Source organism: Mesocryomonas lacus (genome assembly GCF_055730135.2).
Genome location: NZ_JBUZWE020000002.1, coordinates 364534 through 377580 on the forward strand (window position 1 = coordinate 364534; position 13047 = coordinate 377580).

Below are 13047 nucleotides of genomic sequence, written 5' to 3' on the forward strand. Positions count from 1 at the left end.
GCGTCTACTGCCCGGCGCAGCCCTTAGGGCCGAAACGTACCGTCCGGTAGCCTAAATGCCCTGCAGCGCTTACATTTCGCCGCTGAAAATAAAGTTCGGCGGCGCCGGCGCCCGCGCTGTTGCCAGCCCGCCGAAGGCGGTCAGCGCCGACCGAAAAGCCGCTCGATATCGGCCAGCTTCAACTCGATGAAGGTCGGCCGGCCGTGGTTGCAGGTGCCGGAGCCGGGCGTCGCCTCCATCCGGCGGAGAAGCGCGTTCATCTCCGCCGGCCGCAGCGTGCGCCCGGCCCGGACCGAGCCGTGGCAGGCCATGGTGGCGGCGACATGGTCGATCCGCCGCAGCAGGCTTTCGGCGCTGTCGCAGTCGGCGAGCTCGTCGGCCAGATCCTGCACCAGCCGGGCGGTATCGACCTGGCCGAGCATCGAGGGCGTCGCGCGCACCGCGACGGCGCCCGGCCCGAAGCGTTCGAGAAAGAGGCCGAAACGCTCGAAGGCCGGGGCATGCTCAGACAGGCGGTCGGCGTCCTCTTCCGGCAGATCGACGATCTCCGGCAAGAGGAGGTGCTGGGCGGCGAGCGGCTTCTCGTGGATCGCCGTCTTCAGCGCCTCGTAGACCAGGCGCTCGTGCGCTGCGTGCTGGTCGACGATGACGAGGCTGTCCCCGGTCTCGGCGACGATGAAGGCATCGTGCAGCTGCGCCCTTGCCGCGCCAAGCGGGTAGCCGCGGGCGAGATCGTCGCCATCGTCCCCGCTGCGGGGTAAGGCAGGGCGGGCATAAGGCGCGAGCCCTTCGAAGCTGCTGGCGATGCCGGCGAGAATCTGTGGCGATGGCAGCACTGCCGGGCTGTCGGCGAGCGGGCGGAACGGCGACTGGCTGGGATCATACGTCGTCTGCACGCCTTGGGAGAAGCCGCCTTGGTTCGCGCCGCCCCAGGCCGCAGCCGTCGGTGCCGGCGCCGCGCCGCCTGCCCGAAAGCTCGACAGCATCCCGCTGGCGCTCTCGGTCGAGGCCCGCATGCCGGCCGCCGCCAGCGCCTGCCGGATGGCGCCGATGACGAGGCCACGGACCATGCCGGGATCGCGGAAGCGCACGTCGGCCTTAGCCGGATGGACGTTGATGTCGACGAAGGCCGGGTCGATCTCGAGGAAGAGGACGGCGATCGGGTGCCGGTCGCGCGGCATGACGTCGGCATAGGCGCCGCGCAGCGCCGAGAGGAGCATCTTGTCGCGGACCGGCCGGCCGTTGACGTAGACATACTGGAACTGCGCATTGCCGCGGCTGTAGGCGGGGATGCCGGCAAAGCCGGTGAGCCTTGCGTTCTCGCGGCCGGCTTCGATGGGCAGGCTGTTTTCGGCGAAATCCTTGCCGACGACCGACGAGATGCGCCCGATCGGCGTCGCGGGCTCGAAGACCAGCTCGCTGCGGTCGCTGCCGGCGAGCGCAAAGCGCACCGCAGGAAAGGCGATGGCGATGCGCCGGATGACGTCGGTGACCGCCGCCGCCTCGGCCCGCTCGCTCTTCAGGAACTTCAGCCGGGCTGGCACGGCGTGGAAGAGGTCGCGCACCTCGACGACGGTGCCGCGCGACAGCGCCGCGGGGCGGGGGCGCTCGACCTTGCCACCGTCAACGGCAATCTCGTGCGCCCCGTCGGCGCCGTCCCGGCGCGAGCGCAGCGACAGCCGCGCGACCGAGCCGATCGAGGGCAGCGCCTCGCCGCGAAAGCCAAGCGTCTGGATGAGGTGGAGATCGTCGACGAGCTTCGACGTGCAGTGGCGCCGCACGGCCAGCGGAAGTTCGCCGACCGGAATGCCGCAGCCGTCGTCGGTGATCCGGAGAAGGCCCTTGCCGCCGCCGGCGGTGACGATCTCGATCCGCGTCGCACCGGCGTCGAGCGCGTTCTCGACCAGTTCCTTGACGACGCTCGCCGGCCGCTCGACCACTTCGCCGGCGGCGATCTGGTCGATGACGGTCTCCGAGAGCTGGCGGATCGGCATGGTGCGGTGTCCGATAAAACAGAATCACCCGCCCGGACACCGGGCGGGTGATGCGTTGATAGGCCTTTGACCTGACCGGATCAAACCGGCGGGATCACTGCAGCTTGGACTGGCTCATCAGGCCGGCGTGCCCTTTTCCTCGAGCATGATGAAGACCGAGCGGCCCTTCACGACGATCTCTTCGGTGTGATCGACCTTGCGTGGCTCCAAATCCGGCCAGTCGGACTGGATGTAGAGCTGGAAGTGCGAGCCGGCGCGGGGCTCCGGCAAGCGGACGTTCGCATCGTCGTGGCTGCCGTTGATGTAGATGACGGCACGCTCGCTGTCGAACTCGTCGCCCTCTTCGCGCGGCGCATAGACGCTCATGCCGAGGAAGCGGCGCGAACCGTCGTTCCACTCGTCCGGCGAGAGCTCGTTGCCGTCCTCGCGCAGCCATTGCACGTCCGGCATGTCGCCGCCGCGCACTGTGTCGCCCGTCAGGAACGCATCGGCGTTGAGGGCCGGATGGGCCCGGCGCAGATGCGCGAGCTTGGCGGTGAAATCCATCAGCAGCTCGTCGGCATTCTCCCAGTCGAGCCAAGTGATCTCGTTGTCCTGGGCATAGCCGTTGTTGTTGCCGCCCTGGGTGCGGCCGAACTCGTCGCCGGCGACGATCATCGGATTGCCGCGCGAAACCATCAGCGTTGCGAGCATCGCCCGGATGTCGCGGCCGCGCGCCTGGATCACGTCGGGATTGTCGGTCAGTCCCTCGACGCCGTTGTTCCAGGAATGGTTGGCGTTGTGGCCGTCGCGGTTGTCCTCGCCGTTCGCCTCGTTGTGCTTGTCCTCGTACATCGCGATGTCGGCGAGGGTGAAGCCGTCATGGGCGGCGAGGAAATTGACGCCGACCGAGGGCGTGCGGCCGTCATGGTTGTAGAGGTCGGCCGAGCCGGAGAGGCGGGTTGCCAGCGCGCCCAGCATGCCGTCCTCGCCCTTCCAGAACTTGCGGATGTCGTCGCGGAACTTGTCCTGCCACTCGAACCACGGCTTCGGGAAGTTGCCGACCTGGTAGCCGCCGGGGCCGACGTCCCAGGGCTCGGCGACGTGGATGCGGTCCTTCAGGACCTCATCCTCGGCGACCATCTTGAAGAACGGTGCGTCGTGGCTGAAGCCGTCCGGCAAGCGGCCGAGCACGGTGCCGAGATCGTAGCGGAAGCCGTCGATGCCCGTGGTCTGGACCCAGGTGCGGAGGACGTCGACGAACATCTTCGCCACCGGCGGCTTGTGCGTCGCGAAGGTGTTGCCGGTGCCGGTGTCGTTGAGGTTGAACTCCGGCTGGCCCTCGGGGTGGCGGTAATAGAGGAGGTTATCGAGGCCGCGATAGCAGATGGTCGGGCCGACTTCCGAGCCTTCGCCGGAATGGTTGAAGACGACGTCGAGAAGCACGCGGATGCCGCGCTCGTGCATTGCCTCGACCGCGCGGCGCACTTCGGCCAGACCGCCCGGCGACAGGCGCGGATCGGGCGCCATGTGGGTGATCGGGTTGTAGCCCCACGCATTGGTGAGGTTGTTGAGCATCAGATGCCCTTCGTCGATCCAGGCGGCGAGGGGCATGAACTCGACGGTGTCGACGCCGATGCGCTCGAGGTGGTCGAGGAAGTGCGGCTCGGCGAGCGCGGCGACGGTGCCGCGCAGTTCGCTGGAGATATCGGGGTTGCGCTGAGAAAAGGCGCGCACCGACAGCTCATAGGTAAAGCCCGGGGCCTTGAACGGGAGCGTCGTGGCGTCGCGCAAGGGATCGATGACGACGGCGCGCGGGATGAAGGCGGCGCTGTCGAGCTCGCGCTCCGGCGGGGCGGTGAGGCCCGGCTGGTAGATGAACGGCCGGTCGAGCTGAATGGCATAGGGATCGACCAGAAGCTTCGAATAGTCGAAGCGGTGGCCTTCCTTCGGCGCATAGGGCCCCTTGGCGCGCAGGCCGTAGCGGGCACCGGCGGCAAGGCCCGGGACGAAGCCGTAGCGGAAACCCTCGCCGTCGAGGCCTTCAAGCGTCAGGCGATCGGTTTCCTGTGTGCCGGCCTCGTCGAAGAGGCAGACCTCGATGGCATCCGCATTCTCGGAGTAGACGGCGAAGTGGACGCCGTCGGCGTCGACCGTGGCGCCCAGCTCAGCCGGCTTGCCACGTTCGGTCGTGATGGTGTTCGACATGGAGGTCCCGCGAGAAGGAGAAAAGATCAGGTAATCACGTCAGGCGCCGTGCGCTTGGTACGTTTGGTGATCTCGCCGATAACATCAGCGGTCTCGATGAGTTCCCGCAGCACGGTTTGCGGTGCAGCATCATGCTTGGACGCATCCGGCTGGTAGGCCTCGATGTAGACGCGCAGCGTGGCGCCCTGGGTGCCCGTGCCCGACAGGCGGTACACGATCCGGGCGCCGCCCGAGAAGAGGATCCGCACGCCTTGGCCGGTGGAGATCGAGCCGTCGATCGGGTCCTTATAGGAGAAGTCGTCGGCTTCCGACACCACCAAGGTCCCGAAACGCTGGCCCGACATCGAGGCCAGGCGGTCGCGCAACGATCCCATCAGCCCGGCCGCGGCCTTGCTATCGATCTCTTCATAGTCATGCCGCTGGTAGTAGGTGCGGCCGAATTCCGCCCAGTGGCTGGAGAGGATGTCGGCGACGCTCTCCTTGCGGACGGCCAGGATGTTCAGCCAGAGCAGCACTGCCCAAAGCCCGTCCTTCTCGCGCACGTGGTCGGAGCCGGTGCCGGCGCTCTCCTCGCCGCAGATCGTCACCTTGCCGGCGTCGAGGAGGTTGCCGAAGAACTTCCAGCCGGTCGGCGTCTCGAAGATCGGAACGCCGCGCTTGGCGGCCACGCGGTCGGCGGCCTGGCTGGTCGGCATCGAGCGGGCGATGCCGGCGATGCCCCGGGCGTAGCCCGGCGCCAGATGCGCGTTGGCGGCGAGCACCGCGAGTGAATCGGACGGCGTCACCACGACGCCGCGGCCGACGATCAGGTTGCGGTCGCCGTCGCCGTCGGAGGCCGCGCCGAAGTCCGGACCGTCCGGCGCCATCAGGAGCTCGATCAGCTCGTGCGCGTGGACGGCGTTGGGATCGGGATGGCCGCCGCCGAAATCCTCCAGCGGCACGCCGTTCATCACGGTGCCCGCGGGGGCGCCGAGCAGGCCCTCGAGGATCGCCGTGGCATAGGGGCCGGTGACGGCGTGCATGGCGTCGAACTTGATGCGGAAGCCGCCGGCGATCAGCGCGCGGATCGCGTCGAAGTCGAACAGCGTCTGCATCAGCTTGGCGTAGTCGGCGACGGGGTCGACCACCTCGACCACCATGTCCTCGATCGTCGTCTCGCCGAGAACGGAGAGGTCCGGGGAGGGCGCGTCGGACATCTTGTACGCGGCGATCTCCTTCGACCGGGTGAAGGTCGCCTCGGTGATCGCCTCGGGGGCCGGGCCGCCATTGGCGATGTTGTACTTGATGCCGAAGTCGCCGTTCGGGCCGCCGGGATTGTGGCTGGCCGACAGGATGATGCCGCCGGCGGCCTTGCGCTGGCGGATCATGTTGGAGGCGGCGGGCGTCGAGAGGATGCCGTCCTTGCCGACGACGACGCGGCCGAAGCCGTTGGCGGCGGCCATGCGGATCGCGGTCTGCACGACTTCGCGGTTGAAGAAGCGGCCGTCGCCGCCGATCACCAGCGTCGCGCCGGGCTGGCGCTCGGCGACGTCGAAGATCGACTGGATGAAGTTCTCGGCATAGTGCTTCTGCTGGAAATGCGGGACCTTCTTGCGCAGGCCCGAAGTGCCGGGCTTCTGGTCGTCGAAGGGCCGGGTGGCGATCGTCTCGATCATGGCGTCTGCTCTTTCGTCAGGGACCGGTAGAGTTCGGCGTAACGGGCGGCGCTGGCCGTCCAGCCGACATCGGTGGCCATGCCGCGCTTCTGCATGGCTTGCCAGAGGGGGGGATCGGCGTAAAGCCGGTTGGCCTTGTGCACCGCGTCGAGCAGCGTGTCGCGGTCGACGGGCGAGAAGATGAGCCCGGTGGCGACCGCCGCCGTCATCGCCGCGAAGTTGCTGTCGATCACCGTATCGGCAAGGCCGCCGACGCGGGCGACGATCGGGATGCAGCCGTAGCGCAGCGCATAGAGCTGGGTCAGGCCGCAAGGCTCGAAGCGCGAGGGGATCAACAGCGCGTCGGCGCCGGCCTGGACCTTGTGCGACAGCGTCTCGCTGTAGCCGATGCGCACGCCGATGCGGCCGGGATGGCGGGCGTGCGCCGCGTGGAAGGCGCCTTCGATCAGCCGGTCGCCCGAGCCGACGATCGCCAGCCGTGCGCCGCTGGCGACGATCTCGTCGCAGAGCGCCACGAGCACATCCATGCCCTTCTGCCAGGTGAGGCGGCTGACCACGGCGTAGATCGGGCCAGCCTCGTGCGCGAAGCCGAACTCGGTCTCCAGCGCGCGCTTGTTCTGGGCGCGGGCCTTGAGGGCGCGCAGACTGTAGGTCTTGGCGATGTTGGCGTCGGTCGCGGGGTTCCAGGTGTAGGTATCGATGCCGTTGACGATGCCAATCAGCCGGTCGCCGCGGCCGCGCAGCAGGCCGTCGAGACCCATGCCGCCCTCGGCCGTGAGGATTTCCTCGGCATAGGTCGGGCTGACCGTGGTGACGGCGTCGGCGGCATGCAGGCCGCCTTTCAGGAAGCCGACGCTGCCATAGTACTCGATGCCTTCCAGCGACCAGGCGGAGGCCGGCAGGCCGAGCTTGGGGAAGATTTCGAGCGGGTAGCTGCCCTGGAAGGCCAGGTTGTGCACGGTGACGACGGTCTTCGGGCGGCGCTGGCCCCGACCGAAAGCCAGGTACACCGGTGCCAGCGCGGCTTGCCAGTCGTGTGCATGCAGGATGTCCGGGGCATAGCCGTCGATCGCCCCTTCGCCAACCATCGCGCCCGCCTTGCCGAGCGCGGCAAAGCGCGCCCAGTTGTCGGCGTGCTCGTGCCCGTCATTGCCGATATAGGGGCCACCCGCGCGGTCGTAGAGGTGCGGCGCGTCGAGGAGCAGAAGGTCCAGCCCCTCGGCCTTGGCCGCAAGAATCCGCGCCGACCCGCCGAACAGTTCGGGGATGACGAGAACGCTCTCCGTCGGCCCGACCGCCCGTACCACGTCGGGATAGGCCGGCATCAAGGTGCGAACCCCGATGCCGAGCGCGCCGAGCGCCAGCGGCAGAGCGCCGGCGACGTCGGCGAGCCCGCCCGTCTTGATGAAGGGAAAGACCTCCGAGGCGACGGAGAGAACGCTGAGGCTCATCGGTAGTTGAGCCGGTCGATCATCGACTTGGTGACGAGGCAGATGCCGTTCTCGGTGCGGCGGAAGCGCTGGGCGTCGAGCTCGGGATCCTCGCCGATGACGAGGCCGTCCGGGATCGCGACGCCGCGGTCGATCACCGCCCGCGTGATGCGCGCGCTCCGGCCAATGGTCGCGTGCGGCAGCACGACGGCATGGTCGAGGCTCGAATAGGAACGCTGGCGCACGCCGGTGAACAGCAGCGAGCGCATCAGCGAGCCGCCGGAGATGATGCAGTCGCCCGAGACCAGCGAGGAGATCGCTTGGCCGCGGCGGCCGTCCTCGTCATGCACGAACTTCGCCGGCGGGGTAATTTCGGAATAGGTCCAGATCGGCCAGTTGCGGTCGTAGATGTCGAGCGGCGGGACGACGTCGGTAAGGTCGATGTTCGCCTGCCAGTAGGCGTCGACCGTGCCGACGTCGCGCCAGTAGGCGTCGTACTCGTTCTCGGAGCGGACGACCGAGCGGTTGAAGGAATGCGCCTGCGCCGTGCCGTGCTTGACGATGTGCGGGATGATGTCCTTGCCGAAGTCGCGGCTCGACTTCGGGTCGGCCGCGTCGCGGCGCAACTGGTCCATCAGGAACTTGGTGTCGAAGACGTAGATGCCCATCGACGCCAGCGCCGTGTCCGGCCGGCCGGGGATCGCTGGCGGGTCGATCGGCTTCTCGACGAAGGCGGTGATGCGACCGGTGTCGTCGACATGCATGACGCCGAAGCCGACCGCCTCCATGCGCGGGACCTCGAGGCAGCCGACGGTGACGTCGGCGCCGGAGTCCACGTGCTGCTGCAGCATGATCTCGTAGTCCATCTTGTAGACGTGGTCGCCCGCCAGGATGACGATGTACTGCGGCGCGTAGTCCTCGATGATGTCGATGTTCTGGTACACCGCGTCGGCTGTGCCGGCATACCACTGGTCCTCCGACACGCGCTGGCTGGCCGGCAGCACGTCGAAGCTCTCATTGCGCTCGGGCCGCAGGAAGTTCCAGCCGCGCTGCAGGTGGCGGATCAGGCTGTGGGCCTTGTACTGCGTGGCGACGCCGATGCGCCGGATGCCGGAATTGATGGCGTTCGAGAGCGCGAAGTCGATGATGCGGGTCTTGCCGCCGAAATAGACCGCGGGCTTTGCCCGGTTGTCGGTCATTTCCATCAGCCGGCTGCCGCGGCCGCCAGCGAGGACATAGGCCATCGTATCGCGTGAGATCGGCGCATGGCGCTTGCGGTCGGTCATCGTTCATCCTCCCAGTATGCCATCGGAGGTGCGCGACCCTCCCAGGCCGCCGCCCTTCCGGAGCGCTTGTTGTCGTCGCGTCTGTTGTCTTCGTCCTTGCCGGTATGGCTGCGGACAGTCGTTAGAGATAGCGCCGTGCCGCCATGCTTCTACAAGCCAAGGGCACGCCGCAAGGGGCTTTTTCCACTATTCCCGGTCTGACGGAAGCCTTGCCACGCCGTATGCCAAGCACGGCCTAGGCGTCGCCGCGCGGCTTTGCGTGCCGGCGGAAAACCTAGACCGTCAGGAGACGGTCTAGGTGGCAGCGGTGAAGGAGAGTTTACGAACGCCGGGGCTCGGTGCCGGGTCCGGCGTGCCAGATGTCCTTGGCGTATTCGCGGATCGAGCGGTCCGACGAGAACCAGGACATGCGCGCGGTGTTGCGCACCGCCTTCTCGCCCCAGGAGGCGCCGTCCTGCCAGGTGGTGTCGAGCTGGCGCTGGGTGTTCCAGTAGGCTTCGAAGTCGGCGGCGATCATCCACCAGTCGTTGTTGTAGATGTTGGAGACAAGGCTCGCATAGCTCTCCTGTCCCTCTGGCGAGAACACACCCTTGACGATCGATTCCATCGCCCCGCGCAAGAGCCGCGAGTTCTCGATGATCGAGCGGCCGCTGTGCGCGTCGCGCCGGCGCTGGGCGACATCGGAGGCGGTGAGGCCGAAGATGAAGATGTTCTCCTCGCCAAGGTGCTCGAGCATCTCGACATTGGCGCCGTCGAGCGTGCCGATGGTGAGGGCCCCGTTCAGCGCGAACTTCATGTTGCCGGTGCCGGAAGCCTCGAGGCCGGCAGTCGAGATCTGCTCGGACAGATCGGCCGCCGGCATGATGATCTCGGCAAGGCTCACATTGTAGTTCGGGATGAACACGACCTTCAGGAGATTCTGCACGGACGGATCGGAGTTCACGACGCGGGCGACGTCGTTGATGAGGTGGATGATCTCCTTGGCCTGCGCATAGCTCGGCGCCGCCTTGCCGGCGAAGATCTTCACCCGCGGCTGCCAGTTCAGCTCGGGATGCGAGCGGATCTGGTCGTAGAGCGCGATCGCCTCGATGATGTTGAGGAACTGGCGCTTGTACTCGTGGATCCGCTTGACCTGGATGTCGAACATCGCCGTCGGGTCGACCGAGATCGCCAGCCGGTCCTCGATGACCTTGGCGAGCCGCTCCTTGTTCTGCCGCTTCACCGCCATGAAGCGCTCGCGGAAGCTGGAATCGGTGGCAAGCTTGTCGAGGTCGGCGATGCGGTCGATATCGTCGAGGAAGGCCGGACCGATCGCATCGGTGATGAGATTGGTCAGGCCCGGATTGCACTGCATCAGCCAGCGGCGGGGTGTGACGCCATTGGTCTTGTTCTGGATCCGCTGCGGATAGAGCTCGTGCAGCGAATGGAACACGGTCTCCTTCATCAGCTCGGTGTGCAGGGCCGAGACGCCGTTGATCGTGTGCGATCCGGCGAAGGCGAGCTGGCCCATCCGCACGCGGCGGCCGTTGTTCTCGTCGATCAGCGACATGGCGGTGATCTTGGCGCCGTCGAAGCCGAGCTTGGCGGCCTCGCGGATCATCTGCGCGTTGATGGCGTAGATGATCTGCATCTGCCGCGGCAGCAGCCGCTCGAAGAGGTTGATCGGCCAGGTTTCGAGCGCTTCTGGCAGCAGCGTGTGGTTGGTGTAGGAGAAGGTTTTTTGGGTGATGCCCCAGGCATCGTCCCAGGCGAAGCCGTGCACGTCGATCAACAGCCGCATCAGCTCGGCGACCGAGACCGCCGGGTGCGTGTCGTTCAGCTGGATCGCCACCTGCTCATGCAGGTTGGAGAGGTCCGGATTGGTACGCAGGTGCTCGCGGATGATATCCTGCAGCGAGGCGGAGGAGAAGAAGAACTCCTGCCGCAGCCGCAGTTCCTGGCCGGCCTGGTGCGAGTCGGCGGGGTAGAGAACACGGGTGATCGCCTCGGCCTTGTTGGCCTCGCGCAGCGCGCCGATGTGGTCGCCGGAGTTGAAGGCGTCGAGCAGGATCGGGTCGAGCGACTGGGCGCTCCACAGGCGCAGCGTGTTGACGTGCTCGCCGCGCCAGCCGACGATCGGCGTGTCGTAGGCGACCGCCAGCACGCGCTCGGCCGGGCGCCAGATCTGCCGTGGCGGCTTGCCGGGCTCGTCGATCGACGAGACCTTGCCGCCGAAGCCGATCTCGTAGGAGCTCTCGCGGCGCTCGAATTCCCAGGGATTGCCGTGCGCCAGCCAGTTCTCCGGCAGCTCGACCTGTTCACCATCGACGACTTCCTGGCGGAAGAAGCCGTGGACGTAACGGATGCCGTAGCCGAAGGCGGGGACGCCGGTCGAGGCCATGGATTCCATGAAGCAAGCGGCGAGGCGGCCGAGGCCACCATTGCCGAGCGCGGCGTCAGGCTCCAGCAGCTCGATCATGTCGAGACTGACGTCGAATTCCGCCAGCGCCTCGGTCACCGCTTCGGTCAGGCCGAGATTGCTGATGGCATCGCGTAGCAGGCGGCCGATCAGGAATTCCATCGAGAGGTAGCAGACGCGCTTCTCACCGCTTTCGTAGATGTGCTGGCGGGAGGCCAGCCAGTGATCGATGATCCGGTCGCGCACGGCGAGCGTCGTCGCTTCCAGCCAGTCGTGCCGGCGGGCGGAGGCGGGATACTTGCCGATCGAATAGGTCAGCTTCTCCAGGATCTCGGAGGCGAGGGTATCCCGGTCGTTCAGCCGCGGCTCGGCCTTGGCGAGGACGGTCGGCGACTCTTCGGCCTGGATGGCTTCTGCCTGGGCTTCTTCAAGTGCGGAGCTCATGTCAGTTCCTCATGTCGCGGATGGCGGTGACGAGACCTCTGGTGGAACTGTCGCGCCCGGAGGCGTCGGCGTCCCCGGTGACGACCGGCAGAAGGCCCGTGGCGAGCTCCTTGCCGAGCTCGACGCCCCACTGGTCGAAGGCGTTGATGCCGAACAGCTGGGCCTCGACGAAGACCCGGTGCTCGTAAAGCGCGATCAGGCGCCCGAGCGTGAACGGATCAAGACGGGCGTGGAGGATGGTGATCGACGGGCGGTCGCCGGAGAACTCGCGGTGCGGCGCGATGCGTTCGGCCTCCGCCGCCGGGGCTCCCTTGTCCAGCATCTGTTGGCGCGCCTCCTCGAGCGTCCGGCCGCGCATCAGCGCCTCGCTCTGCGCCAGGCAGTTGGCAAGCAGCAGGTCGTGGTGCTGCTTGAGGCCCGACTCGTGGCTGTTGGCGGCAACGATGAACTCGGCCGGGATCGCCCCGGTGCCTTGGTGGATCAGCTGGTAGAAGGCGTGCTGGCCGTTGGTGCCGGGCTCGCCCCAGACGAGCGGGCCGGTGACCGTCGGCGTGCGGCGGCCGTCGAGGCCGACATGCTTGCCGTTGGATTCCATGTCCAGCTGCTGGAGATAGGCGGGAAAACGCGCCAGCCGCTGGTCGTAGGGCAGGATCGCGCGCGCCGGATAGTTCTGTGCGACCCGGTGCCACCAGCCGACGAGGCCGAGCAGCACCGGCAGGTTCGCCTCCAGCGGGGCGGTCCGGAAGTGGACGTCGAGGCTGCGCGCGCCTTCGAGGAAACGGCGGAAGTTTTCGGGGCCGATGGCGAGCATGATCGGCAGGCCGATCGCCGACCAAAGCGAGTAGCGTCCGCCGACCCAGTCCCAAAAGCCGAAAACGCGCGTGGGGTCGATGCCGAAGGCGGCGACCTTGTCGAGGGCGGTCGAGACGGCGCAGAAATGCGCCGAGACCGCGTCCTCGCCGAGCGCGTCCGCCACGAAGGCGCGCGCGGTGGCGGCATTGGTCATGGTCTCGGTGGTGGTGAAAGTCTTCGACGCGACGATGAAGAGCGTCGTCGCGGGATCGAGCCCCATCAGCGTGTCGGCGATATGGGCGCCGTCGACGTTCGAGACGAAATGCGCCCGCGGCCCGTCGTGGAAGGGAGAGAGCGCGAGTGTCGCCATTGCCGGCCCGAGGTCCGACCCGCCAATGCCGATGTTGACGACGTCGGTGAACGGCTTGCCGGTGGCGCCAAGGGTCGTGCCGGCGCGGATGCCGTCAGAAAAGGCCGTCATCGCCGCCAGCACCGCCTCGACGTCGGCACCGACCGGCTCGCCGGCGGCGGCAAAGCCGTCCGACGGCTGACCCCGCAAAGCGACATGCAGGACCGAGCGCCCTTCCGTCGCATTGATCGGCGCTCCGGCGAACATGGCGTCACGCTTGGCCTCGAGCTCCATCTCGCGGGCAAAGGCGAAGAGCGCTGCGAGGTCGTCGGCACCGAGCGCGGTCTTCGAAACATCGAGCAGGAGATCGTCGAGCCGGGCGGACATGGCGTCGAAGCGTTTGGGATCGGCGGCGAAACGGGCGGCAATGCCTTCGGACTTGGCACGCTCGCCGCGCTCGATGAGGGCCGTGATGGCCGGGCTGGGAGTGGCGGCAGTCTGTGCGTTCACGT

7 protein-coding genes are annotated in these 13047 nt (G+C 67.4%); all 7 read right to left on the reverse strand.

Annotation, left to right across the window (positions count from 1 at the left end; genetic code table 11):
* Positions 1 to 140: 140 nt before the first annotated feature.
* On the reverse strand, positions 141 to 1994 hold the full coding sequence (gene mutL / locus ACZLZY_RS04650; RefSeq protein WP_472932270.1) for a DNA mismatch repair endonuclease MutL: 1854 nt from the start codon (positions 1992 to 1994) through the stop codon (positions 141 to 143).
* 117 nt (positions 1995 to 2111) lie between these two features.
* On the reverse strand, positions 2112 to 4181 hold the full coding sequence (glgX, locus tag ACZLZY_RS04655) for a glycogen debranching protein GlgX (protein WP_472932271.1): 2070 nt from the start codon (positions 4179 to 4181) through the stop codon (positions 2112 to 2114).
* A 26-nt stretch (positions 4182 to 4207) separates the two neighbouring features.
* Entirely contained in the window at positions 4208 to 5836 is a 1629-nt protein-coding gene (locus tag ACZLZY_RS04660) for an alpha-D-glucose phosphate-specific phosphoglucomutase (protein WP_472932272.1), read from the reverse strand.
* Complete coding sequence (gene glgA, locus ACZLZY_RS04665) at positions 5833 to 7287, reverse strand: glycogen synthase GlgA (protein WP_472932273.1); 1455 nt, start codon at positions 7285 to 7287, stop codon at positions 5833 to 5835. Before glgA ends, ACZLZY_RS04660 begins: the two co-directional genes overlap by 4 nt.
* Positions 7284 to 8552 carry a glucose-1-phosphate adenylyltransferase gene (gene glgC / locus ACZLZY_RS04670; RefSeq protein ID WP_472932274.1) on the reverse strand — a complete coding sequence of 423 codons (1269 nt, stop codon included), beginning with the start codon at positions 8550 to 8552 and terminating at the stop codon, positions 7284 to 7286. Before glgC ends, glgA begins: the two co-directional genes overlap by 4 nt.
* Before the next feature lie 319 nt (positions 8553 to 8871).
* Positions 8872 to 11394 (reverse strand): glycogen/starch/alpha-glucan phosphorylase, encoded by a 2523-nt coding sequence (locus tag ACZLZY_RS04675; protein WP_472932275.1) that lies wholly within the window; start codon positions 11392 to 11394, stop codon positions 8872 to 8874.
* Position 11395: 1 nt separating this feature from the next.
* Positions 11396 to 13045 carry a glucose-6-phosphate isomerase gene (pgi, locus tag ACZLZY_RS04680; RefSeq protein WP_472932276.1) on the reverse strand — a complete coding sequence of 550 codons (1650 nt, stop codon included), beginning with the start codon at positions 13043 to 13045 and terminating at the stop codon, positions 11396 to 11398.
* Between the last annotated feature and the right edge of the window lie 2 nt (positions 13046 to 13047).

What these genes read in the sequence shown, in the direction of transcription:
- mutL (WP_472932270.1), bottom strand. Translation starts at nt 1,994, where the DNA reads ATGCCGATCCGCCAGCTCTCGGAGACCGTCATCGACCAGATCGCCGCC.
- glgX (WP_472932271.1), bottom strand. Translation starts at nt 4,181, where the DNA reads ATGTCGAACACCATCACGACCGAACGTGGCAAGCCGGCTGAGCTGGGC.
- ACZLZY_RS04660 (WP_472932272.1), bottom strand. Translation starts at nt 5,836, where the DNA reads ATGATCGAGACGATCGCCACCCGGCCCTTCGACGACCAGAAGCCCGGC.
- glgA (WP_472932273.1), bottom strand. Translation starts at nt 7,287, where the DNA reads ATGAGCCTCAGCGTTCTCTCCGTCGCCTCGGAGGTCTTTCCCTTCATC.
- glgC (WP_472932274.1), bottom strand. Translation starts at nt 8,552, where the DNA reads ATGACCGACCGCAAGCGCCATGCGCCGATCTCACGCGATACGATGGCC.
- ACZLZY_RS04675 (WP_472932275.1), bottom strand. Translation starts at nt 11,394, where the DNA reads ATGAGCTCCGCACTTGAAGAAGCCCAGGCAGAAGCCATCCAGGCCGAA.